The following is a 24,254-nucleotide window of genomic DNA, read 5'->3' on the forward strand; positions in this document are numbered from 1 at the left end:
AATGGGCCGGGCGTCGTACAGACAGCGCGCGGCGAGTGAAGCGAGAGCGGAGACCGTACGCCGCGAATCGAGCCGCGGAGTCAGTCGCGTTTTTTGGCGCGCGGATGCGCCTGATCATAGACGTGCGCGAGATGCTGGAAATCGAGCGCCGTATAGACCTGCGTCGCGGTGATGCTGGCGTGGCCGAGCAGTTCCTGCACGGCGCGCAGATCGCCGCTCGACTGCAGCACGTGTGTGGCGAACGAATGCCGCAGCACGTGCGGATGCACATTGGCGGGAATGCCGGCAACCAGCGCCGCGCGCTTCACCCGATCACGCACGACGTTCGGCGACAGGCGATTGCCGCGCGCCGACAGAAACAGCGGATGCGGATCGTGCTTCACCATCTGATCGCGGACGGCGAGCCAGGCGCGTAAGGCTTCCAGCGCCTTGCTGCCGACCGGCACGACGCGGCGCCGGTTGCCCTTGCCGAGCACTTCGACTTCGGCGGAATCGAGCTTGAGCCAGCCGGCCGAGCGGTAGCCGTCGGCATCGGCGAAACGGGCGTCGAGGCCGACCAGTTCCGCGAGCCGCAAGCCCGACGAGTAGAACAGTTCGAGCATGGCGTGATCGCGCAAACCTTCGGGCGATGCGGCGGGCGGACTTTCCATCAGCCGCGTGGCGTCGTCGACGGAGAGCGCTTTGGGCAGCGGTTTAGCCTGCTTCGGGGCGCGCACGGTCGCGACCGGATTAGCCGGCAGATCGACGCGCCCGGCGAGCCAGCGGTAAAACGCGCGCCACGCCGACAGCCGGTGGCTGATCGAGCGCGCCGTCAGGCCGCCCGCGTGCGCCCGCGAAACGGCGCCGCGAATGTCCACGGGTGTGAGGCTTTCGAGCGGCCGGCCTTTGGCCAACTGCTTGAGTTCTTCCAGTTCGTGGGCATAGCCGCGCAGCGTATGCGCCGAGAGCCGCCGCTCGTGTTCGAGATTCGACAGATAGGCGGCGATCGGGTCGGCGGCGGTCACGGTGGTTTTTCGAGCGGCTGGCGCGGGCTTGGACGCGGCTTACCGCGGCAGCAGACGGCTCAGCGCCGCGCTGGCCAGCGCACCGATCTGCGTCAGGAAATCAGTGGCCATGCCGTCGTGGAAGCGGCGCGCGTCGGCGGAACCCATTACCAGCAGGCCGAAGGTCGGCGCTTCTTCCTTGCCTTCCGGATCGCGCAGTGCGAGCAGCGCGATCGATTCAGTCGCGTGCGCCGACTCGGACGCCGAGTGCCCGGCCGAGCCCTCGTCGCTCACCGCGGTCACGGAGGGCATGAGCCACTGTGCCGCCTCGAAGCCGGTGTTCGCGCCGCAATACGGCGTGGTCAGGCTGTTGGCGAAAATGCGCACTTCTTCGCCGACATGGCGCGCGAAGTCGGCTTGAGCATACGGCTCGGCGACATCCCACACGCGCAGCGCGGCTTGCGGCACGTCGAAGATGTCGCGCAAACCGGTGGCAATCGTGCGCGGCAACGCATACGGATCGCGCTCGGCCATCACGCGAATCGTCCAGCGATTGAATTTCGACGCGATGCTGTCGTTCTCGTGGCCGTAGCGCAGGAGTTCGGCGAGGCGGCGTTCGAGGTGCTTGTTCTTGTCGCGCAGCATTTCCATCTGCCGTTCCTGCAGCGACACCGCGGCTTTGCCGTGCGGGTTCGCGAGGCGGATCGTCGCGAGCATTTCCGCGTGTTCGGCGAAGAATTCAGGATTGGCAAGCAGATATTCGGCGACTTCGCGATCGTTCATGGTTTCGGCTAAAGGACTACGGGGCGACGCCTTGGGGCGGCGCAACGGTCAATGAGTTTATGCGGCCTGTGAATCGGCCAATAAGTCGGCCAATGAGTCCGGCAGTTCGATTTCGCCTTCGAAGACCGTCGCGGCAGGGCCGGCCATCAGCAGCGGCTGGTCTGCTTGCGCGGCGTCCCACGTGATGGTCAGTTTGCCGCCATGCGTGTGGACGAGCACCGGTGCGTCCAGCAGCCCACGCCGGATGCCGGCCGCTACGGCCGCGCAGGCGCCCGTGCCGCACGCCAGCGTTTCACCCGCGCCGCGTTCGTACACGCGCAGCTTGATCTCGCTACGGCCGACGATCTGCATGAAGCCCGCGTTCACCCGCTGCGGAAAACGCGCATGACGTTCGATGACCGGGCCTTCAACCAGCACCAGGAACGCCTCGACGTCGTCGACTACTTGCACGGCGTGCGGATTGCCCATCGACACCACCGAAATCCAGCGCGTCGTGCCGTTCACGTCGAGCGGCCAGAGCGTGTCCGCGCCTTCGCGTCGGCCTTCCAGGCCTTTGGTGGCGAACGGCACGCGTTCCGGGTCGAACACGGGCGTGCCCATGTCGACCAGCACTTCGCCGTTTTCCTGCATGGTCAGCGTGATGGTGCCCTTTTGCACCTGCACGCGCACGCTGCGTTGGTCGGTGAGGCCACTGTCGCGCACGAACTTGACGAAGCACCGCGCGCCGTTGCCGCAATGCTCGACTTCGCCGCCGTCGCAATTGAAGATGCGATACCTGAAATCCACTCCGGCCACCGTGGGCTTCTCGACCAGCAGCAACTGATCGGCGCCGACGCCGAAATGCCGGTCCGCGAGCGCGCGCACCTGCGCCGGCGTCAGGTTGACCGGTTGGGTGTAGCCGTCGAGCACGACGAAGTCGTTGCCCGCGCCGTGCATTTTGGTGAATTTCAGTTTCATCACGCTATTGTAAGTGACGCGCTCACGGGTGCACCCGAACGCAGCGTTATTTCCGTGTTGTGGCGCGTTCTTCGCACACCGCGAAGGTGGCCGTTCAATACACGCTCGGCTGACCCGGCGGCCGGGTCTTGAAGCGCTTGTGGACCCAGTAGTACTGCTCGGGGATCAACGGAATCTGCTCTTCCAGGAAGGCATTCATGCGACGGGCGTCCGCGTCGTCGTCGCCGGTCGGGTAGTTCTCCCACGGCTTGAAGACCTTGAGGCGGTAGCCTTTGTAGTTCGGCAGCACCTCGCCGATGAACGGCACGACGCGCGCGTGGCCGACCTTGGCGAGACGTCCCACCGCGGTCAGCGTGCAGGTCGGCACGCCGAAGAACGGCACAAAGGTAGAGTTGCGCGCGCCGTAGTCCATGTCGGCGCCGAGCATCACCGGCTTGCCATCGCGCAGCCAGCGCAGCACGATGCGCGCGCTGTCGGCGCGGCTCGCCATGTCCGCGCCGAAACGTCCGCGCGCCGCTTTGGCGACTTCTTCCAGTTCCGGGTTCGACATTGGCTGATACAGCGAGCCGCATTGACGATCGAGCACGTAGTTGATGAAGATCGCACCGGCTTCAATGCCGACGAAATGAAGGCCGAGGAGCAGCGTGGGGGGCATATTCGGGTCGGTCAAATCGATTTCGCTCTCGACCTGGATCAGTTTTTCGAGCTTCTTCGCCGAGCCGAACCACTGCACGCTGCGCTCGAGGTAGCTGCGGATGGCATGGCGGAAATGCTTCTGCGCGACGTCTTCGCGACGCTCGTCGCTCCATTCGGGGAAGCACAGCTTCAGATTGATATGGACGATGCGTTTGCGCCGGCTCGGGATCTGATACAGCAACCAGCCCAGTCCGTCGCCGAGGCGGGCCACGAAACCATAAGGCAACAGTGCAAACAGTTTCAGCAGCCCGATCGCGAGTTTGGCGCCATAGCGACTCAGCATGCCGCCTCCTGAAAAGAGGCGCGGCACAAGACGGGCTTCAGAAAAGCGGAAAAGTTGACGTAATACCGCACTCTTGGACACTCTGTGACAATCATAAGAAGTCGCTATAATAAGGGCTTCGCCGAGTTAATAGACAACTTGCGGGGCGAAGCCGGCGGCTGCAAACCATGTGATTTGCGCCGCCTGGTAAGGTAATCCGCTAAAGCGTCGCCGCTTCAAGGCTCCCGAAGCTGGCTACGTGAAACTCAACCGTAACCACACAACAGGAGTCTGCAACGTGGCAAACGACTATCTCTTCACTTCCGAATCCGTCTCCGAAGGCCATCCCGACAAAGTCGCGGATCAGATTTCGGACGCCATTCTCGACGCCATTCTGGCTCAGGACAAATACTCGCGTGTCGCCGCGGAAACGCTGTGCAACACGGGTCTCGTCGTGCTGGCAGGTGAAATCACCACCACCGCGAACGTCGATTACATCCAGGTCGCGCGCAACACGATCAAGCGCATCGGCTACGACAACACCGACTACGGCATCGACTACCGCGGCTGCGCGGTGCTCGTCGCGTACGACAAGCAATCGCCGGACATCGCGCAAGGCGTGGACCGCGCGCACGACAACAACCTCGATCAAGGCGCCGGCGACCAGGGCCTGATGTTCGGCTACGCGTGCGAAGAAACGCCGGAGCTGATGCCGCTGCCGATCCACCTGTCGCACCGTCTGGTGGAGCGTCAGGCCAATCTGCGCCGTGACGGCCGTCTGCCCTGGCTGCGTCCGGACGCGAAGTCGCAAGTCACCGTGCGTTATGTCGACGGCAAGCCGCATGCGATCGACACCGTGGTGCTGTCCACGCAGCATTCGCCGGATATCGATCTGGGCACGCTGCGCGAAGCCGTGATCGAAGAAGTCATCAAGCCGACGCTGCCGGCCGAGCTCATCAAGGGCGACATCAAGTTCCTCGTGAACCCCACGGGTCGTTTCGTGATCGGCGGTCCGCAAGGCGATTGCGGTTTGACCGGCCGCAAGATCATCGTCGATACGTACGGCGGTGCCGCACCGCACGGCGGCGGCGCGTTCTCGGGCAAGGATCCGTCCAAGGTCGACCGTTCGGCGGCTTACGCCGGCCGTTATGTCGCGAAGAACATCGTGGCCGCGGGCCTCGCTTCGCGCTGCCTGATTCAGGTGTCGTACGCGATCGGCGTCGCCCAGCCGACTTCGGTGATGGTGAATACGTTCGGCACGGGCCGCGTGTCGGATGCGACCATCACGCGACTCGTGCAGGAGCATTTCGACCTGCGTCCGAAGGGCATCATCCAGATGCTCGACCTGCTGCGCCCGATCTACGAGAAGAGCGCGGCCTACGGTCACTTCGGCCGCGAAGAGCCGGAATTCACGTGGGAATCCACGGACAAGGCATTGGCGCTCGCCGAAGCCGCCGGCACGGAACCGGTTGCCGCGCTGGCCGAATAAGCGCGAGCCGTCCGCTTTAACAAAAACCCCCCTGCTGGCGTGAGCTAGCAGGGGGGTTTTCATTTGCGGCGGCCGTTTTGCAGCGCAGTCGACTGTCGACCGGCGGCTTCAACGGCCGCCGTGTGTTCTCGCATCGACGCGACCGTTGACGCCGCGCCGGTCGTTCGAGACGCGTGCTGCGTCCGTAATAGCCTTAACGGCTCGCGAATGCGAACGCGAACCAGCCGGTGCTGCCGTTCGTCGACATTCGACGCGGACGGCGGCTCGTATTCTGCGGCGCGGCCACGGGTGCGCGCGGCGCGGTGAGGCGCAGCGGCGTCGGTTTGCGCAGCAGCGTGCGCAGCGAAAAGCGGCGTGAACTGCCTTGCAGACGCAAGGCGGAGAAAAACGTGTTGAACCAGGTGCGAATGCCGTCGACGGCTCTGGTATCGCGCCATTGTTCGCCCAGCGCGCGGGTGCGCGTAGCGTGATGGCGCAACGCGCGCACGACATGGCGGCGCGCGGGACGCGCGGCTTTCAGTGCGGCGCGGGTAAGACGGGTGCTCAGGAGAGTATGCATGGCTTCACAAGTAGGCAACGTGTCGCGCGACGGAATGTGCGCCATGAAGAGCACCAAATGTGCCAATGGCGGTGTCGCGATGGACGGCGCGAAAGCCTGGAATTCGACGGAAAGGTGCACGGTGTACGGCGGAGTCGGCCTCGGCGGCCTGTACGCGGCGCGAGAGTGCGTGAGATGCGATCAACATGCAGCGCAGGTTACACGCGATTCGTGACGTCATAAAGTCGGTTTTTACCCTGCGAATACGGGTTTTTACGGGGTAGTTCGCGATTTGCGGCAGCGCGGTCGCGCCCTTTGCGATCGCTTTTCGTGCGTGCTTGCCCATTCGAAGTGCCGCAACATCGAGCCTGGCGCATGAGAGTAGTGCGTAAGGTGCCGTTTCTCGCGGGTGAAACAGCACACCCTGCGATCGCGCCCGTTTTACAATCGTGCATCAGCTTGTCGACAGTAACGGAATACCATGTCACTTCATTCCAAGAAAGAGCAGATTCAGACGTTGCGGGAGCAGGGTTTTGTCGTCGTGCCCGGATTGGTGTCGCCCGAGCGTTGCGAGGAGTTGAAGCAGATTGCGCAGCGTCAGTTGCAGGAAGCCGCCGCGCCGATCGAGTTCGAAGCGGATCTGCAGTATCCCGGCGCGCCGACCTCCAAGCAGGCGCCCGGCGGCCATACTGTGCGGCGGCTGCTGGATGCGTATGGGCGCCATCCGAGTTTCGCGCAATGGGCGACCGCGCCGGAAATTCGCGGCTGGATGGAACTGTATTTCGGCGAGGAGCCGCGTCTGTCGCGCGCGCACCATAACTGCATGATGACCAAGCATCCGGCGTATGGCAGCTTGACCGGCTGGCATCGCGACGTGCGGTATTGGTCGTTCGAGCGGGACGATCTGGTGTCGGTGTGGCTTGCGGTCGGCGCCGAGACGGTGGATAACGGCGCGCTGTGGCTCGTGCCGAAGTCGCACAACGCACCGTTCACTTCCGACCGGTTCGATCAGGCCAAATTTTTCCGTTCGGATCTGGAAGAGAATCAGGAGTGGATTCGCACCGCGGTGTCGCCTGAACTCAAGCCCGGCGACGTGGTGTTTTTCCACTGCAATACGCTGCATTCGGCCGGCAAGAACATCACCGATCAGGTGAAGTTTTCGCTCGTGTACACCTATCACGGCGCGAGCAATGTGCCGTTGCCGGGGACCCGTTCGGCTGCGAAGCCCGAGGTGGCGTTCTAGGTTTTTCGATTTCTCGCGGCGGCGCTTCGGGTCCGAATACGCGGACCCCGAAGCACCACACCGCGCGTCGCGCACGCCGTTAGCGCTTGCGTCCCGACAAAGCCATTCCCGTCAGGCCGGCGATCGTAGCCACGACGCCGCCCACGATCAGCATGATCGCCTTGTTGGTCGGCGAACCGGTAAAGACGCGCGAGACGTCGCTGCTCACCGAATTGAACGCCTGCCCGCCGAAATACAGCAGCACGATACCGCCGACAATCAACGCGATGGAAATCGCCTTCGTCATCTATCTCTCCCTGAGCTTGAGTCGGGCAAAGTGTAGGGGAGCCGCAAGCGCTCGTCCATCCCGCATACTGGGTGTCTGCATGCATCACGTCGATTCGCTACCATAGCGGTCTGGCTGCATCCCTCACTACAAAAACAACGCAGCACGCCTCCCGCAGCATGCAATTGCCCATGCCCGCGCATGTCGGGCGCCTTCACCATCAAGGACACTAGCAATGGCTTACGAAGCAGCTTCAGAACGCTATTCGGATATGCAGTACCGCGTCTGCGGCAAGTCGGGTCTCAAACTGCCTGCGCTGTCGCTCGGTCTGTGGCACAACTTCGGCGACACCACGCCGATTTCCACGCAGCGCGACATCCTGCGCACCGCCTTCGACCTGGGTATCACGCACTTCGACCTCGCCAACAACTACGGGCCGCCGTACGGCAGCGCCGAAACCAATTTCGGCCGGCTCTTCAAGGACGACTTCAAGCCGTATCGCGACGAACTGCTGATTTCGTCGAAGGCCGGTTGGGACATGTGGCCGGGTCCGTACGGTCAAGGCGGCGGCTCGCGCAAATACGTGCTCGCGAGTCTCGATCAGAGCCTGCAGCGCATGGGCCTCGACTACGTCGATATTTTCTATTCGCATCGTTTCGATGCCGATACGCCGCTCGAAGAAACCGCGGGTGCGCTGGCGAGCGCCGTGCAGCAGGGCAAGGCGCTGTACATCGGGATTTCGTCGTACTCGGCAACCAAAACGCTCGAAATGGCAAAGCTGCTCGCCGAGTACAAGGTGCCGCTGCTGATTCATCAGCCCGCGTACAACATGCTCAATCGCTGGATCGAGCAGGAGCTGCTGGATACGCTGGAGAAGGTCGGCGCGGGCGCCATCGCGTTCACGCCGCTGGCTCAGGGCCTGCTCACCGGTAAATATCTGAACGGCGTGCCGGACGATGCGCGCGTCAACAAACCGGGCGGCGGTTCGTTGAAGCAGGAGCATTTGAGCGCGCAGAACATCGAGCACGTGCGCAAGCTCAACGACATCGCGCAACGCCGCGGCCAGAGCCTGGCGCAGATGGCGCTCGCGTGGGCCCTGCGCGATCCGCGCGTGACGTCCGTGCTGATCGGCGCAAGCCGTGCGGAGCAGGTGCGTGAGAACGTCGGCGCGCTGAAGAATCTCGCGTTCTCGAAGGACGAACTGGCCGAGATCGATCGCTACGCAACCGAAGGTGGAATCAACCTGTGGGAAAAGCCGTCGACGGATCAGGCGATCTGATCCCCGCGCCTTGGCCATTCACACCGCAGTAATAGAAAAGCCGCCCCAGGGGCGGCTTTTTTCTTCTAGACGAGCGCCGGCAAACCTTCGACCAGCACGACGGCGAACATCACGCCGATCAGCGCGCCAAGCACGCGCAACGCGTTGTGCCGGAATTCCGTCTTGCAAGGAAGTGCACCGACAAACAAGGCCCCGGCCAACGCCATCGGAATGACCAGGATGAAATCGCCGATCGTGAAGTAGGTCGTCATTCTCGTCTCCTTATATATCCCTGCGAAGGCGGCGGCTCGATTTATGGAGTCATGCAGCGCCCCCGCTCGATTTGAGTATAGGAGACAAGTCAGGTCGATATAGCGACGCTTTGCGGCGCTGCAGCGCCTATTCGCAAGCCGCTGAACCCGGCGCGGCAAGGGTCGCCGCGATTGTCGCGACGCAGCAATTACGATGAAAAACTTTAAGCGTTCGCTTACGTTGGCCTTACTTTTAAGCGCTATTCAATGCGCACTGGGTCGAAGCACGAGCCTCAGACGCGAGCTTGCTCGCGCCCGCGCAAACGCATCGCTGCAACCAGGCCGATGACGAGCAACACACCCACGAGCCCCGCGACGCCGTTCCATCCGAACCCGGCCCACACGTGACCGCCGTACGAGCCGACCACGCTCGAGCCGATGTAATACGCGAGCAGATAGAGGGCGGCGGCCTGACCTTTGGCATCCTTGGCGAGGCGTCCGACCCAACTGCTCGCCACCGAATGTCCGGCGAAGAAGCCGAACGTCACGCACGCGATGCCGGCCGCGATCGCCGCCAGCGGCTGCAACAAGGTAAGCGCAAGACCGAGCAGCATCAACAGCAAGCTGGCGATGAGCACGCGGGCGCGGCCGAATGTATCGGCCATGCGTCCCGACCACGGTGAGGCGACCACGCCCGTCAGATACACGACGAAGATCGCCCCGATCTCCGTCTGATTCAACTGATAAGGCGGCGCGAGCAAGCGGTAGCCGATGTAGTTGTACAGCGTGACGAAGCTGCCCATCAGCACGAAGCCGAGCAGAAACAGCAGAGACAGTCCGGGTCGTGTGAATTGCTTGAGCAGGGCGGTGCGGTGATGCGTGAAGCCGAGCCCGCGCCGCGGCACGAAATGACGCGACGGCGGCAGCAGCGCGCGAAACGCGAGCATCGACAGAATGCCGAGCACGCCGATCGTACCGATCGCGACGCGCCACGAAAACAGATCCGCAACCACGCCGGTGATCACGCGTCCGGCCATCCCGCCGATCGCCGTGCCGCCGACGTAGAGTCCCATCGCGAGGCCGAGGCCGTCGGGATGCACTTCTTCCGCGAGATAGGCCATCGCGACAGCGGGCACACCGCCGAGCGCGAGACCTTCGAGCGTGCGCAGCACGAGCAGTTGATGCCATTGCGGCGCGATCGACACGCCGATGGTGAGCAGCGCTGAAAGGGTAAGCGACAACGTCATCAGCTTGTGGCGACTCCAGCCTTCCGAAACGAAGCCGGCGACGAACACGGCAAGCGCGAGCGCGGCCGTGGTCAGCGAGAGCGACAGGCTGCTTTGTGCCGGTGTCACGTTGAACGCCGTCGAAAACGACGGCAGCAAGGGCTGCACGCAATAGAGAAGCGAGAACGTCGCGTAGCCGGCGAACAGCAGCGCGATGCTGGCGCGCCAGTAAGCGCGTGTGCCGCGTTCGAGGTAAGGGATGTCGGGCACGGTGGAAGCGTTGGGAGAGGCAGGCGAGGAAGCGAGCGAAGAAGCAGCAGCCGAAGCAGCAGTCCGGTGGGCATCCGGCGGCGGGGTCACGAAAAAATCTCCTCAGGGATGCAGAGAACAAAGGAGTTAAGGATACGCTGAAAAAGCCGCACGAGTCGGCTCGGCGTTCAGCGGGCCGCCACTGCGACGCGATCAGACGGCGCGTCCGCCGACCTCTCGCGGCGTCGAAAGCTGTGGCTACCCGTGCGCGGCTGAATCGCTCGCGGGTGCGGACGGATGCACGATCTGTTCGTCCGTTGGCAGCGCGGATGCGTCCCAGCCGCCGCCCAGTGCCTTGATCAACGCCACGCTCGCAGCCATCCGCCGACGCGCGATCGACACGGCGTTACGTTCGTTGGTGAGCGCGGTGGTTTGCGCGACCACCACGTCGAGATAGGTGATGGCGCCATTCTTGTAGCGATTCGATACGACCGCCAGCGCTCGTTGCGCGGCGGCCACCGCATCGTCCTGTGTGGCCGCTTCCTGTTCGAGCACGCGCAGCGCAGCGAGATTGTCTTCAACCTGGCCGAAGGCGCTCAGCACCGTCTGCCGGTATTGCGCGACGCTTTCGTCGTAGTGCGCGCGGGCTTGTTCCTTTACGGAAGCGCGTCCGCCGAAGTCGAGCAGCGTGCCCGCCAACGTCGGCCCAAGCGACCAAAGCCGGCTCGGCGCCAGCAACCATTGACTGTAGTTGGTTGCTTCGAGGCCGCCCGTCACTGACAAAATGAGGTTCGGAAAAAACGCGGCCGTCGCCACGCCGATCTGCGCGTTCATATCGGCGACTTGCCGCTCCGCCGCCGCGATGTCTGGCCGGCGTTCAAGCAGCGCGGACGGCACGCCCGCCGACGCCACGACCGGCACCGCGGCGAGCGGCGCAACCGGCAGCGAAAACGTGGAAGGCGACTGGCCAATCAGAATCGCGATCGCGTGTTCGAGTTGCGCGCGCTGCACGCCGAGGTCGAGTGCTTGCGCCTGGGTGGTCTTCAGTTGCGTCTGCGCCTGTGCGACATCGGCGTCAGTGGCGATGCCGCCCGTGTAGCGGTGCTGCGTCAGATCGAGGGCTTGCTTGTAGGCGTCGATCGTGTCGTCGAGCAGGTGGCGCTCCTGATCGAGTCCGCGCAGCTCGAAGTAGTCGGTCGCGAGTTCGGCCTGCATCGAGAGGAGCACGGCCTGGGCATCGGCAGCGCTCGCCTGCGCTTCGGCTTTAGCGCCTTCGACGCTGCGCGACACGCGGCCCCATAGGTCGGGTTCCCACGAGGCGTCGGCCTGCACGAGGTAGTCGTTCAGCGTGAGACCGGCGGTCGATTTGTGCAGCACGTTCTCCGACGACCGCGCGCGCGAATAGGCGCCATTCGCGCTGACGACCGGAAAGAAGCTCGACCGATATTGCGCCACAGTGGCGCGGGCGGCGCGAAAGCGCGCTTCGGCGGCCTGCACGTTCTGGTTCGCGCTCGCGACCTGTTGTTCGAGTGCGTCGAGCGACGGGTCTGCGTAGACGCTCCACCACGCGCCGCGTGTGAGCGCGTCGGCGGGTTGGGCGGGTTTCCAGCCGGTGCCGTCGAGTTCTTTGTAGGTGGCGGCGGTGGTGGCGGTCGGCTTCACGTAGTCCGGGCCGAGCGTGCATGCGGTGAGTGCACATGCGCTCGCTAATGCAACAGCGGACGCGTGCAGCGAGACATATCGCAGCGGCGGCGCGAAAGGACGGCGACGGGATCCTTGCGTGTTCATGACGACGCACCCTTCGCCGCACCTGCTTTCGCCGGAACGATCCGCACAGGCGCGCCATCGACGATCGAGTCCTGCGGATTCAGGATCACCTGCTCATCGCCTTGCAAGCCCGACACGATCGCCACGCGCGTGCCGAAGTCTGTTCCTAACAAAACCGGCAATAGCTTCACCTTGCGTTGCGCGTCGACGGTCGCGACTTTCACGCCATCCGGGCGGAACAGCAGCGCGTTGCCGGGCAGCGTAAAGGGTGCCGCGCCCGTGCCCAACGCGAAGTGCACTTGCGCATAAGCGCCCGGCAGCAAATCGCCATTTCGGTTGTCGACATCGACCTCTACCAGCATCGTGCGTTGTTGCGGATCGACGGCGCCCGCGGTGCGCGCGACCGTGCCCGGATAATGTTTCGACGGCGTTTCGGTCAGCGTGAGAAACGCGTTCTGCTGCGCGCGAACCTGCTGCGCGTAAGCCTGTGGCACATTCACATAAACGCGCAACCGATCCGCCTGCGCGACGTGAAACAACTCCTTCGCCGGGCCACCCGAACTACCCGCATCGATCAGCGCGCCGACGTCCACATTGCGCGCCGTCACGATGCCGTCGAACGGCGCATAGACCTTCTGGAACGACTGCGTCTTCTCGAGCCGCGCCACGTTGAAGCGCGCGGCGTCGAGCGTGGCTTTCTTCGCGAGCATGTCGCCGACCTTCTCGTCGGTTTCCTGCTTCGAGACCGATTTGCTTTTGAGCATGTCGGTCCAGCGGTCGGCGGTGCTTTTCGCGAGCGCGTAGTTGGCGTTGGCGTTCGCGAGATCGGCGCGGGCCGCGCGCAGTTGATCGTCCACTTCGGGCGTATCGATTTCCGCCAGCAACTGGCCGTTTTTCACATGCGCGCCGATATCGGCGTACCACTTCTTCAGGTAGCCGTTGGTGCGCGCGTAGATCGGCGTATCGAGAAAAGCCTGCACGTTGCCGGGCAGCACGAGATCGAGTCCGGCCGTCGACTTCTGCGGCCGCACGACTTCGACGCTCGTCTGGCTCGTATGCTCGGCATCGCGTTCGAGCGCCGCGTGCGCGTCGTGGCGCGACCAGATACCTTGCGCCGCCAGCGCGATGACGGCCACGGCGATCGCGATGCCGATCCAGCGTGCGCGTTTCGCTTTGGCCGGATCGTGCGTGGTGCCGGAACGCTCTGGACGTTGTCCTTCCATCAAACTTCCCCTGTAGAGATGCGTGGGCAGTCCAGGCTGCCTCTTATGCTGCCTGCCAATGCGGTCGCGATGACGAAGATGCCCTGCATCACGGCTTCCCCACCACATGCTCAGCCGCGCGCAAGCGACGTGCCGCGAGTCGCCGGTAGATCATCGAAAACACCACCGGCACGAAAATCAACGTCGCCAGCGTGCCGATCGTCAAACCGCCGATCACCGCGCGCCCGAGCGGCGCGTTCTGCTCGCCGCCCTCGCCGAGACCGATCGCCATCGGCACCATGCCGATCACCATTGCGAGCGCCGTCATCAGCACCGGACGAAAACGCGTGAAGCCCGCTTCGATCGCCGCGCGCGTCGCGTCGCCGTGTTCGAGCAACTGCTCGCGCGCGAAGCTGATCACGAGAATCGAGTTGGCGGTGGCGATGCCGATACACATGATCGCGCCCGTGAGCGCGGGAATCGACAGCGTGGTGTGCGTGAGAAACAGCATCCACACGATGCCCGCGAGCGCGCCCGGCAGCGCGGTGATGATGATGAACGGATCGAGCCACGACTGGAAATTCACCACGATCAGCAGATACACCAGCAGGATCGCGAACACGAGACCCGCGAACAGCCCCGAGAACGAATCGTTCATGGTCTGCACCTGGCCGCGCACTTCGATGGTCGAGGTTTTGGGCAGATCGGCCTTGGCGTCGTCGATGATCTTGCGGATGTCGTCGGACACGCCGCCCAGATCACGGCCGTCGGCGGTGCCGAAAATATCGATCGTGGTCTGCGCGTTGTAGTGCGTGAGCGTCGCGTTACCCGCTTCGCGCCTCATGGTGGCGAGCGAGCCGAGAATGTTGCTGCGGCCGTTCGCGTTGAGCGGAATGTTCGCGAGTGATTGCAGCGAATCGATCGTGTATTGCGGCGCTTCGGTGATCACGTTGTAGCTCACGCCGTTGCGCGGATTGAGCCAGAACGTCGGCGTGGTTTGCTGGCTGCCGGACAACGTGATCAGCAGATTGCTCGCGATGTCGCGTTGCGAGAAGCCGGCTTGCTGCGCGCGCGTGCGGTCCACATCGATAAAGATGCGCGGCAAATCGGCGGGCTGCTGGATGCGCGCGTCGACGAGACCGGGCACCGTGCGCAGCCGATTCAGCAACTTCGCGGCGAACACGCGATTGCCGGCCACGTCACGCCCGACGATCTGAATATCGATCGGCGACGGCATGCCGAAGTTGAGCGTTTGACTGACGATATCCGCGGGTAGGAACGCGAACTGCACGCCCGGGAATTCGTCGGTCAGCGTGCGCCGCAGCGTGCGCACGTAATCCGCGCTCGGATGATGATCGGGATTGAGCGTGATCAGCACGTCCGCATCCGAGGTGCCGATCGTGCCGGTGTTGCTATACGAAAGGTTGATGCCCGAGACCGGCAAGCCGATGTTGTCGATGATCGAATGCAGCTCGCCAGGCGGTATCAACTGGCGGATTCGCGTATCGACACGATCCGTCACGACCGCCGTTTCCTCCACCCGCATACCGGTTTTCGCGCGCAGATGCAGCGCGATCGTGCCGGCATCGACTGCGGGGAAAAAGTCGCGACCGAGAAACGGCATCAGCAACATCGACGCGCCGCAGCAGACCAGAAACAGCGTCACGAACAACCCCGGCCGCGCGACGCGCGCTTCGAGAAACACGCGATAGCGGTCACGCAAACGCGCGAAGCCGCCTTCGAATGCGTAGTGCACGCGCATGAACGGATTGCGCGTTTGCGCCGGCGCGTGATGCGGATCCGCCGGCTTATGGTGATGACGCAGCAGGTATTTCGCAAGCGTCGGCACGAGCGTTCGCGAGAAGAAGTAGGACGCCAGCATCGCGAACACTACCGCTTCGGCGAGCGGAATGAATAGATAGTGCGCGACGCCCGTCAGCAGAAACATCGGTACGAAGACGATGCAGATGGACAAGGTCGACACCAGCGTCGGAATCGCGATCTGATGCGCGCCGTCGAGAATCGCCTGCTCGAGTGTCTTGCCTTGTTCGAGTTGATGGCTGATGTTTTCGATCGCCACGGTCGCATCGTCCACCAGAATGCCGACCGCGAGCGCAAGCCCGCCGAGCGTCATGATGTTGATGGTTTCGCCGAGCAGGGAGAGCGCGATGATTGATGTGATCATCGACAGCGGAATCGACACGGCGATGATCAGCGTGGCACGCCAGTTGCCGAGAAACAGCAGGATCATCAGACCGGTCAGGCAGGCCGCGATCAGCGCCTCGCGCAGCACGCCTTGCACCGAAGCGCGCACGAACAGCGACTGATCGGCGACGGGGTCGATATTCAGCGATGCGGGCACGAGATTGCGCAGCGTCGGCATCATGGTCTTGATACGGTCGACGATATCGAGCGTGGACGTATTGCCGCTCTTGTTGATGGTCAGCAGCGCCGCACGCTGGCCGTTCACGCGCACGATATTGGTCTGCGGCTGGAAACCGTCGCGAACATGAGCGACGTCGCGGATATAAACGGTGCCGTTGGCGGTGGATTTGATCGGGATATTGTTCAGGCCTGCCAGCGAATCCGGGCTGCCGTTCATTTCCACCGAATACTCGGTCGAGCCGATTTTCGCGGTGCCCGAGGGCAGGATCAGATTTTGTGCGGTGACCGCGTTGACCACATCCATCGGCGACAGATTGCGCTCCTGCAGTTTGCGCGAATCGATATCGACCATGATCTGGCGCTGCTTGCCGCCATATGGCAGCGGCGCCGAAGCGCCCGGCACGGTGGCGAGCTGCGTCTTCAGGAAGTTGTTGCCGAAGTCGAATAGCTCCTGTTCGGTGAGCGAGGCCGACGACAGCGCGAGCCGCAGGATCGGCACCGTCGAGGCGTTGTAGCGCAGGATATTCGGCGGCGTGATGCCGGGCGGCAGCGAGCGCAATTGCGTTTGCGACAGCGCTGTGACTTCGGCCAGCGCTTCATCGATATTCGCGTGCGGCTGGAAAAAAATCTTGACCACCGCGATGCCGTTCAACGAGGTCGACTCGGTGTGCTCGATGTCGTTGACCGCCGTCGACAGCCCGCGCTCGTAGTTCAGCACGATGCGCTTTTCCATCTCGTCGGCGGGCAGGCCGTTATACGACCAGATCACCGAGAGCACCGGAATGTCGATATTGGGGAAGATGTCTGTAGGCGTGCGCAGGATCGTCAAAGGTCCGACGATCAGCAATAGCAGGGCCAGGACGACAAACGTATACGGGCGCCGCAGCGCGAGACGAACGATCCACATGACTAGTCGAGCCGCTCAAACCCGCGCAAGGCGGCGCCATCCAAGTGACCGATGAGGTGAACGTGACGCGCACCGCAGCAGTACGGGCAGGCTGGCGCGGCGGTCCGATCGAGCAAATGGTCTAGTTGGTGCACGTTTTTGATATCTCACCCCAGCAGGGTTTATGATGGTCTCGTTGCGACGCGTTACGCTCCGAATCATCGGTCCAGCGCGCCGTAATGGGAATAGGGCGAAACAAGGGGTAAAGAGCCTTGAGTTCGCGCTTTCCTTGGCCCCGCAAAACGGGAACAATAACTCGAACCTTTCACGCGTATCACGCGCAGCAGATTGGGTGCGTACGCAACGTTATCGGCGGAGCGACGCTTTTATCATCACATTGACCGGCGCGAAATCATAAAGCCGGCTATGGGAGAAACGGGGAAACATCATGCAAATCGGTTCGATTGTCCGATCGGTGCATATCGCGGTGCCACAAGGCGCGCGCGGGATCGTCATGCGCATTCTCGGCGACATGGCCATGGTGGCGTGGTATGCCGGCGAGCCCGGCGTTTCGCCGCACCTGAATACTGAACCCTTTTTCCTTGAAGACCTGATCGATACGGGCGAGCAAGTCCGACCGTCGAGCGCGCAGATCCATTGAAGGCAGTTTGAGTGCGAGCCGTGTGCAAGTTGTAAGCAGCGGGTGGTTCCCGCGGTTCGTTCCGCTTGTGAGCCGTCGCCCTCGTCTTTGACGGCGGCGCGGCGCACAATGCGGGCATGAACGACGACATCCTCGATCCACAGGACAGCGCGAACAGCGCTGTGCCTTTCGCCCGGCTCAAGCCGGAAATCGTGCTCGACGCGCTCGACAGCGCGCTCAGCACAGTCGGTGTGCGCACCGACGGCCGTATGCTCCCGCTCAACAGCTACGAGAATCGCGTGTACCAGGTGGGCGTGGAAGACGGTCCACCCGTGGTCGCGAAGTTCTACCGTCCCGAGCGCTGGAGCGACGCCGCCATCCTCGAAGAACACGCTTTCGTTGCCGATCTCGCCGCGCGCGAGATTCCGGTGGTGGCTGCGCGTGCCCTCGACGGCCGCACGCTGCATACGTTCGACGGCTTCCGTTTTTCCATCTTCGAGCGGCGCGGCGGCCGCGCGCCGGATCTCGACCGGCGCGACACGCTCGAATGGCTCGGGCGATTCATCGGCCGAATCCATGCGGTCGGCCAGACGCAGAACTACACCGAACGTCCCACGCTCGACATCCATACCTTCGGCTACGAACCGCGCGACTTTCTGCTCGCGCACCGTTTCGTGCCGGACGACGTGCGCACCGCGTGGGAAACCGTGGTGAACCTCGCGCTCGAAGGCGTGGAGCGCGCGTTCGAACGGGCCGGCGACATCCGCATGTTGCGCATGCACGGCGACTGCCATCCGAGCAATGTGCTGTGGACCGACGCGGGGCCGCACTTCGTCGATTTCGACGACAGCCGCATGGGACCGGCGGTGCAGGATTTGTGGCTGTTGCTGCCGGGCGAACGCGTTGAAGCGTCGCGCGCGCTAGCGGATCTGCTCGCCGGTTATGAAGACTTCTGCGACTTCGAGCCGCGCGAACTCTATCTGGTCGAAGCGCTGCGCACGCTGCGGCTGATTCATTATCAGGCTTGGCTCGCGCGTCGCTGGGACGATCCGGCTTTCCCCGCGGCGTTTCCGTGGTTCAACACGCAGCGTTACTGGGAAGAGCGCATCCTCGAGTTGCGCGAGCAGCTCGGCGCGATGCAGGAAGGGCCGCTCTGGCCCGTCTAAGTACGTGCGCTCTGAAGAAGCAGGCGCTCACGGCGCCTGCGAAGCGACGCTCGACGACTCCACCAGCGTCGATCTGACGATCACCTCCGCTCGCACGTCGCGTCCAATTGCTTCGATCGCGGGACGCATCTGCGCAAAGTCTTCGGGCGTACAAACGTCGCTATCGAAATGCGTGGCGCCGTCTCGCGTCATCGTGACGACGTTGCTGAGCGGATCGAACGTGTACTGCGACTGGAAATCGACGAAGCGATCCTGGGTTCGTTTCGCCTCCGGCATGTCGAGCACGCGAAAATTGGCGGGCAACTCAAGGCGCGCGCGTTCGTGCAACGCCAGGTTGTGACAGACGAACGGCTGCGTGCGCTGACGCTCGCCGAGCCAGTACCGCGCATCCGCCTCGAATCCGCCCGCCAGACTCGTCAACGCTGGAATCGACGCCGCCGCGCCCGGCACCACGAGACTTTCCAGCGTGCCTTTCATCGTAATGACGAGCGGGCCGTCGGCGACGCCGAGGTCATTGGTGGCGAGCGTCGCGGTGCCACGCAGGTTGGCGCTGCGCAGTTCGGCCTGAATCGACTCCTCGCGTTGCGCGGGCGTCTGCGTGCGCAACATCGCGCGCGCCTGTTCAGCCGAAGCGCCGGCCGCTTCCAGCCGGTACGTAAAGCTCGCCGAGCCGTCCGGTTCGACCTTGATCGACAGATCGGTGCTGCGCGTCATGAACGCGGTTGCCGGTGTGCGCGAGAGCACGCCCTCGCCGACGAGCACGGTCGGCCGGTTCATATCGGACGACGGCAGAAAACCGAATTCGATATTCGACGCGGTCGAGTCAACGTATTGCTGCAAATCCGGCAGCCAAGTAATGATGTGATTGATGACACCGTAGCCCGGCACGCTTGGCAGCGTGTAGATCGTGCCGCTGCTGATCAGGGCCGGCTCGTTGCGCACGCCGGCCGCGTCGAGCAGCGCGCCATACAGCGCCACGTGATCCTTGCAATCGCCGTAGCGATTCGCAAGCACCGCGCTCGCGCTATGCGGCACGACCGCGCCGCGTCCGACGTTGATCGCCACATAGCGCACGTTGCGACGCACCCAGTCGTACAGCGTCTTGGCCTTGTCGCGCGGCGTGCGGTCGTGCGCGGTGAGCTGTTGCGCGAGACGCGTGACGGCGGCGTCGTGCGCGCTCGGGTCCACCGCCGATTCGCGGTAGGTCGCGGCGAACGCGGCGTAGTCGGGGAAGGTCGAGACCATCAGCCGGTCGCCATAAGAAACGTACGCAACCGAGCCGCGTTCCAGCCGGCTGAAATGCGCCTTGTCGTAGCGATATTCGTAACGCGTGCGGCCGTCGCGCGTCACGGGTTGCAGAGCGGTGAAACCGCGCGCGTCGGCATAAAGCGGCTTGTCGGCGGGCAGATCGTAGATCAGACGGAAGTTGTGCGTCGGCGCGAGATCGGGCGGTGTGAAGTCGCTGAATTCGCCCGGCACGATCGGCTGCTTCTGCGTCTTGCGATAGGTGAGATGCACGCGCGCGCCCGGTTCGACGGCGGGGAACACGATCACCTTTTCCTGGATGTCCTGAAACATCGGCGCATCGAACGAGCGTGCTTCCTGAACATTGCGGATCTGCTCGGGCTGCACGTCGTGATGCACGCCGTCGGCGGTGATCGTGTAGGCCTCGAGGATCTGCACGTCCGCCATGTTGCGGTTGAACCAGACGTATTGCTGCGCGACCCGCGCGACGCCGGCTTCGTTATTCACGTGCAGCGTCATCGAATCGAGCTTGGTGAAGGAGCCGTCGGCGTTGACGGTGAAGGTTTGCGTCTCGCCTTCGTTGGTGTACGGATCGTCCAGTTTGGCGGGAACGCTGGCGCCCGCGCCGTGGATGCCGGCAAGCCAGCCGAGAGATGCAAGACAGACCAGGAAAGAGAGGCGCATGGCAGGCTGGTATCCGAACGTAACGTTGACGGGATCGCCAGTTAGGGTCGGTTTGCGCCGCAAAGTTGTCAAGCGGATGTCGCGCGTTGCGATTGAACAAATCTTCAAACGCTGCAAGCCGCCCCGCCGGAAGCCGCGATTTCGCGTGCCGCCTTCGCACCTTCGACCTGAAGCAAGGTGGGCAGCGAGACGCCGTTCTTGGCCGCCGTCACCTCGGCGAGAATCGACACCGCGATTTCGGGTGGCGTGCGGCTGCCGATATAAATCCCGACCGGTCCGTGCAAGCGGGCCAGCTCCGTATCGTTCAGATCGAACTCTTTAAGACGTTCGCGCCGCGCCTGATTATTTCTTCGCGAACCCAGCGCTCCGACATAAAACGCCGGCGTTTTCAACGCTTCCATCAGCGCGAGATCGTCGAGCTTCGGGTCGTGCGTCAGCGCGATCACAGCGCAGCGTTCGTCGAGTTTCATCTCGATCACGGTGTCGTCGGGCATGGTGCGCACGATCTTCGTACCGGGGATGTTCCACTCCTCGGTGTATTCCTCGCGCGGGTCGCACACGGTGACCTGGTAATCGAGCCCCACCGCGATATTGCACAGATAGCGCGACAACTGTCCCGCGCCGATCACGAGCATGCGGTAACGCGGACCGTGAATGGTGAGCAGACGCTCGCCGTCGAAATCCACGCCGTCGGTTGCTTGCGCGTTTTCGAGCTGCGTGGCGCCCGTCGTCATATTCACTTCGCGGGCCACGAGGCGCCCGTTCTCGACCGCGTTGCACAGTTCGGCAATGCCGCTTTGCGGCGTCAGCGGTTCGAGCACCAACTGGATCGTGCCGCCGCACGGCAGGCCGAAGCGATGCGCTTCCTCCGCCGTGATGCCGTACTTGACCGCTTCCGGCCGCGTTTGCTCGATACCGCGCTGCCGCACGCGGTCGATCAGATCGTCTTCGATGCAGCCGCCCGATACCGAGCCCACCACGAGTCCGTCATCACGCACCGCGAGCATCGCGCCCTCGGGACGCGGCGACGAACCCCACGTCTTCACCACCGTCACCAGTAGCGCGCGATGTCCTTCTTCCAGCCAGCGAGCGCTGGACTTCAGGACTTCGAGATCCACGCTGTCCATGATTTCTTCCTTTTCGTTGCGTCGCCGCCGGACTCGCCGTCCGCGGCTTCATTCGATGCTGTATTGTGCGGCACCGTTTCATCGGCTGCATTTTCCCCGGCATCCGGGGCCGCTGCGCCCTCATCGCCGCCGCCTAACTGGGCGCCGAAGCGTTTGAAGAATTCGCCTGCGATTTTACGCGCCGCGCCGTCGACGAGCCGCGAGCCGATCTGCGCGAGCTTGCCGCCGACCTGCGCGCTCGCCGTGTAACTGAGCCTGGTGGCGGTCTCGCCGTCGGCTTCGAGCGAGACGTGCGCGTTACCCTTGGCAAAGCCCGCGGCGCCGCCCTGGCCTTCGAATACGATGCTGTACGAGTTCGGCGCCTGGATGTCGGTGAGTTGCATGCGCCCCTTGAAGCGCGCCTTGACCGGTCCGACTGCGGCGCTCAGCGCCACCACATAGGCGTTTTCGCCGTCCGGGTCGATGCTTTCGCAACCCGGAATGCAGGCGCGCAGCACCTCGGTATCGTTCAGCGCTTCCCATGTGCGCTGCTGCGAAACGGGCAGCGTATGGGTTTCGGTCAATTCCATGATGTCGCTCCTGCGGTGCCCGTGACGCCGGCACTGCGACGCGGCGCGCGCGTGAGTTGCGCGAGGTCGCGGCCGAACGCCGTCAGGCTGTCTAGATTATGAACCGGACGATGCGCGTCGACATAGGGCAGGATCGCCTGCACGCCACGCGCTTTCGGAGAAAAGCCGCTGAAACGCAGCAGCGGATTGAGCCAGATGATGCGGTGTGCGAAGCGGCGCAGGCGGGCCATCTCGGCGTCGAGTACGTCGATCGCTTCGTGATCGAGGCCGTCGGTGACGAGCAGAACCGTGGCCCGTCCGGTCAGCACGCGCCGCGCCCAGCGGCGGTTGAATTCGGCAAGCGCCGCGCCGATCCGCGTGCCGCCCGACCAGTCGACCACCTGCTCGGTGAGCGTCGCGATCGCCACGTCGGGATCGCGCTCGCGCAGCGCGCGCGTCGCGTTGGTGAGCCGGGTGCCGAACAGAAACACCTGCAAGCGTTCGCGCGATTGCAGCAACGCGTGGCAGAAATAGAGCACCGCGCGCGAATAGCTGCTCATCGAACCGGAGATGTCGAGCAGCAGCACGAGCGGCGGTTTGCGTTCGACCACCGCGCGATACTTCCACACGGTCCAGTCGCCGCCCGCGCGCACCGCGTGCCGGGCGCTCGCGCGCAAGTCCGCATGCGTGCCGTGCGAAGCGGCTTTCAGACGACGCGTCGGTTCGGTGGCGAGCGGCAGACGCTGGCCGCGAATCAGATGACGCAAGGTGCGCCATTCATCGGCGGAAAGGGTGTCGAAATCGCGATGACGTAAGCGCTCTTCCGCGCTGAAGGTGACGTGCGCGTGCAATTCGTGTTGCTCGGTTTCCTGCTGCGCTTTGCTATTCGGTGACGTCGGCGCGCGCACGGCAAGCGCGTCGGCGAGACGGTTGTTGCGTTTGGGCGGCGGCAGCCCGTCGCGGACTTTCGGCAGAAGCAGCGCGCGCAGCTTGCCTTCCCAATCGGGATCGCGCCAGAAGAGGTCGAATGCGGCGTTGAACAGATCGCGCTCGTCGGGCGCGGAGACTAGCGACGCAGCGAGCGCGGCACGCACATCGTCGCGGCGGCCCAGGTCGATCCAATGCAGCGCGGCGAGCGCATCGACGGCTTGCGCGGGCGACATCGGCAAACCGGCGCCGCGCAGCACGCGCACGAAGTGGACGACGTTGCGGGCGAGTGTGGGCGTGTCGTCGGGTGATGAGGCGGTAGTCTCGCCGGATGAGGGCGGCGCCACAACCCGTTTGCCGGGCTGGCCAATGCGCGAGCGATCGCTTGAAGCGTCGCTATTGCCGGTGTCTAGCCGTGGGCTATGTCCCGAGGCGTCGCTGTTACTCGCGTCGATGGAGTTCGTCATACTGGCTATCCAGGCGCCGCAAGACACTGCGCGATTTGCCCGGCATCGACGCGGGCCAGATCGTCCTGATACTTCAGCAGCACGCCGAGCGTGTTGTGCACGGATTGCGGATCGAGCTCCGTCACTGACAACGCTTCCAACGCGCGGCACCAGTCGATCGTCTCGGCGATACCAGGCGCCTTGAACAGATCCATGCTGCGCAGCCGATGCACGAAATCCACCGCACGCCGCTGCAATTCCGCCGACGTTTGCGGCGCGCGAGCGGCGACGATCTCCAGTTCGCGATCGCGCTCGGGATAGCCGATCCATTGATACAGGCAACGGCGCTTCAGCGCGTCGTGTACTTCACGCGTCCGGTTCGAAGTCATCACGACGAGCGGCGGCTGCTCCGCGCGAACCGTGCCGTATTCAGGAATCGATACCTGGAAGTCCGACAGCAATTCCAGCAGAAAGGCTTCGAACGGTTCATCGGCGCGGTCGATCTCGTCGATCAGCAACACGCGCCGCGCACCGGGATGGTTTTCATCCGGCATCAGCGCTTGCAGCAACGGACGCTTCAGCAGGAATTCGCCGCGATACAAGGTGTCGTTATCGGGACGTTCGCCGGCGGCTTCGGCGAGGCGCAGCGCCATGATCTGACGCGGATAGTCCCATTCGTAGAGCGCGCTTGCCGTATCGAGACCTTCATAACATTGCAAACGCAGCATCGACGTGCCGAGCATGCCCGCCGCGGCCTTGGCGAGCTCCGTCTTACCGACGCCCGGCTCGCCTTCGACGAACAACGGCCGCTCCATGCGCAGCGCAAGATACAGCGCGGTCGCCAGCTCGCGGCTGGCGAAATAGCTTTGAGCGGCGAGTTGAGCGAGGGTGTCGTCGATTGAAGCGGGCTGCATGGTGTTCCCGAATCTGCGCAATGAAGCGATGCCGATGAAGCAAAGCGGTCATAACGCACATGAGCAAATGCGGCCGGTGTGTCCTGTGCCGCGGCACAAGGCACACCAGCCACGAAC

General features: G+C 63.7%; 22 protein-coding genes. 5 read left to right on the forward strand and 17 right to left on the reverse strand.

What is annotated here, in order from left to right; translation table 11 throughout:
- Positions 1-80: 80 nt before the first annotated feature.
- The 4 genes from xerC to PQR54_RS01945 all read right to left on the reverse strand — a co-directional run bounded on the left by xerC (position 81) and on the right by PQR54_RS01945 (position 3,702).
- The gene (xerC, locus tag PQR54_RS01930; protein WP_408243843.1) at positions 81-1,004 is read right to left on the reverse strand and encodes a tyrosine recombinase XerC; all 924 of its coding nucleotides are present in this window, start codon (positions 1,002-1,004) and stop codon (positions 81-83) included.
- 39 nt (positions 1,005-1,043) lie between these two features.
- Positions 1,044-1,766, reverse strand: a complete 723-nt coding sequence (locus tag PQR54_RS01935) for a DUF484 family protein (protein WP_408243844.1) — start codon at positions 1,764-1,766, stop codon at positions 1,044-1,046.
- Positions 1,767-1,823: 57 nt separating this feature from the next.
- Positions 1,824-2,723, reverse strand: coding sequence for a diaminopimelate epimerase (gene dapF, locus PQR54_RS01940; RefSeq protein WP_408243845.1), 900 nt, complete (start codon positions 2,721-2,723; stop codon positions 1,824-1,826).
- Positions 2,724-2,817: 94 nt separating this feature from the next.
- Positions 2,818-3,702 carry a lipid A biosynthesis lauroyl acyltransferase gene (locus PQR54_RS01945; protein WP_408243846.1) on the reverse strand — a complete coding sequence of 295 codons (885 nt, stop codon included), beginning with the start codon at positions 3,700-3,702 and terminating at the stop codon, positions 2,818-2,820.
- Positions 3,703-3,979: 277 nt separating this feature from the next.
- On the opposite strand from PQR54_RS01945, the gene metK reads away from it, so the two are divergent.
- Positions 3,980-5,170 (forward strand): methionine adenosyltransferase, encoded by a 1,191-nt coding sequence (gene metK, locus PQR54_RS01950; protein ID WP_012431419.1) that lies wholly within the window; start codon positions 3,980-3,982, stop codon positions 5,168-5,170.
- A 193-nt stretch (positions 5,171-5,363) separates the two neighbouring features.
- On the opposite strand, the gene PQR54_RS01955 is transcribed toward metK, so the two are convergent.
- Together PQR54_RS01955 and PQR54_RS01960 are read right to left on the reverse strand one after the other, a co-directional pair.
- Positions 5,364-5,729, reverse strand: a complete 366-nt coding sequence (locus tag PQR54_RS01955) for a hypothetical protein (protein ID WP_408243847.1) — start codon at positions 5,727-5,729, stop codon at positions 5,364-5,366.
- 4 nt (positions 5,730-5,733) lie between these two features.
- Entirely contained in the window at positions 5,734-6,054 is a 321-nt protein-coding gene (locus tag PQR54_RS01960; protein ID WP_408243848.1) for a hypothetical protein, read from the reverse strand.
- 135 nt (positions 6,055-6,189) lie between these two features.
- Between PQR54_RS01960 and PQR54_RS01965 the strand changes: the two genes are divergently transcribed.
- Positions 6,190-6,951 carry a phytanoyl-CoA dioxygenase family protein gene (locus tag PQR54_RS01965; protein WP_408243849.1) on the forward strand — a complete coding sequence of 254 codons (762 nt, stop codon included), beginning with the start codon at positions 6,190-6,192 and terminating at the stop codon, positions 6,949-6,951.
- A gap of 79 nt (positions 6,952-7,030) precedes the next feature.
- Here PQR54_RS01965 and PQR54_RS01970 read toward each other — a convergent pair whose 3' ends face one another.
- Positions 7,031-7,237 (reverse strand): DUF3185 family protein, encoded by a 207-nt coding sequence (locus tag PQR54_RS01970; protein ID WP_408223266.1) that lies wholly within the window; start codon positions 7,235-7,237, stop codon positions 7,031-7,033.
- A 214-nt stretch (positions 7,238-7,451) separates the two neighbouring features.
- Here PQR54_RS01970 and mgrA point away from each other — a divergent pair, with 214 nt between their 5' ends.
- Positions 7,452-8,495 (forward strand): L-glyceraldehyde 3-phosphate reductase, encoded by a 1,044-nt coding sequence (gene mgrA / locus PQR54_RS01975; RefSeq protein ID WP_408223264.1) that lies wholly within the window; start codon positions 7,452-7,454, stop codon positions 8,493-8,495.
- Between the two features lie 65 nt (positions 8,496-8,560).
- On the opposite strand, the gene PQR54_RS01980 is transcribed toward mgrA, so the two are convergent.
- The 5 genes from PQR54_RS01980 to PQR54_RS02000 form a co-directional block, all read right to left on the reverse strand.
- Positions 8,561-8,746, reverse strand: coding sequence for a hypothetical protein (locus PQR54_RS01980; protein ID WP_012431424.1), 186 nt, complete (start codon positions 8,744-8,746; stop codon positions 8,561-8,563).
- Positions 8,747-9,018: 272 nt separating this feature from the next.
- The gene (locus PQR54_RS01985) at positions 9,019-10,311 is read right to left on the reverse strand and encodes an MFS transporter (protein WP_408243850.1); all 1,293 of its coding nucleotides are present in this window, start codon (positions 10,309-10,311) and stop codon (positions 9,019-9,021) included.
- Positions 10,312-10,458: 147 nt separating this feature from the next.
- Complete coding sequence (locus PQR54_RS01990) at positions 10,459-11,988, reverse strand: efflux transporter outer membrane subunit (RefSeq protein WP_408243851.1); 1,530 nt, start codon at positions 11,986-11,988, stop codon at positions 10,459-10,461.
- Entirely contained in the window at positions 11,985-13,190 is a 1,206-nt protein-coding gene (locus PQR54_RS01995; RefSeq protein WP_408243852.1) for an efflux RND transporter periplasmic adaptor subunit, read from the reverse strand. The genes PQR54_RS01990 and PQR54_RS01995 overlap by 4 nt, the downstream gene beginning before the upstream one ends.
- 88 nt (positions 13,191-13,278) lie before the next feature.
- Complete coding sequence (locus PQR54_RS02000) at positions 13,279-16,461, reverse strand: efflux RND transporter permease subunit (RefSeq protein WP_408243853.1); 3,183 nt, start codon at positions 16,459-16,461, stop codon at positions 13,279-13,281.
- Between the two features lie 427 nt (positions 16,462-16,888).
- Between PQR54_RS02000 and PQR54_RS02005 the strand changes: the two genes are divergently transcribed.
- A complete protein-coding gene (locus tag PQR54_RS02005) occupies positions 16,889-17,101 on the forward strand; it encodes a hypothetical protein (RefSeq protein WP_149668694.1) in 213 nt (70 codons plus the stop codon).
- Between the two features lie 116 nt (positions 17,102-17,217).
- Positions 17,218-18,246: a serine/threonine protein kinase gene (locus PQR54_RS02010; protein WP_408243854.1), complete on the forward strand. Its 1,029-nt coding sequence runs from the start codon at positions 17,218-17,220 to the stop codon at positions 18,244-18,246.
- 27 nt (positions 18,247-18,273) lie between these two features.
- Here PQR54_RS02010 and PQR54_RS02015 read toward each other — a convergent pair whose 3' ends face one another.
- The 5 genes from PQR54_RS02015 to PQR54_RS02035 all read right to left on the reverse strand — a co-directional run bounded on the left by PQR54_RS02015 (position 18,274) and on the right by PQR54_RS02035 (position 24,137).
- Positions 18,274-20,175 carry a DUF3857 domain-containing transglutaminase family protein gene (locus PQR54_RS02015; protein WP_408243855.1) on the reverse strand — a complete coding sequence of 634 codons (1,902 nt, stop codon included), beginning with the start codon at positions 20,173-20,175 and terminating at the stop codon, positions 18,274-18,276.
- Positions 20,176-20,279: 104 nt separating this feature from the next.
- Positions 20,280-21,302 carry an XdhC family protein gene (locus PQR54_RS02020; protein ID WP_408243856.1) on the reverse strand — a complete coding sequence of 341 codons (1,023 nt, stop codon included), beginning with the start codon at positions 21,300-21,302 and terminating at the stop codon, positions 20,280-20,282.
- Positions 21,275-21,871, reverse strand: coding sequence for an SRPBCC family protein (locus PQR54_RS02025; RefSeq protein WP_408243857.1), 597 nt, complete (start codon positions 21,869-21,871; stop codon positions 21,275-21,277). Before PQR54_RS02025 ends, PQR54_RS02020 begins: the two co-directional genes overlap by 28 nt.
- On the reverse strand, positions 21,862-23,244 hold the full coding sequence (locus tag PQR54_RS02030) for a vWA domain-containing protein (RefSeq protein ID WP_408243858.1): 1,383 nt from the start codon (positions 23,242-23,244) through the stop codon (positions 21,862-21,864). Before PQR54_RS02030 ends, PQR54_RS02025 begins: the two co-directional genes overlap by 10 nt.
- A gap of 5 nt (positions 23,245-23,249) precedes the next feature.
- Positions 23,250-24,137 carry an AAA family ATPase gene (locus PQR54_RS02035; RefSeq protein ID WP_408243859.1) on the reverse strand — a complete coding sequence of 296 codons (888 nt, stop codon included), beginning with the start codon at positions 24,135-24,137 and terminating at the stop codon, positions 23,250-23,252.
- Positions 24,138-24,254: the final 117 nt, after the last annotated feature.

It is taken from the genome of Paraburkholderia phytofirmans (genome assembly GCF_046028095.1).
Classification (GTDB): Bacteria; Pseudomonadota; Gammaproteobacteria; order Burkholderiales; family Burkholderiaceae; genus Paraburkholderia; species Paraburkholderia phytofirmans_A.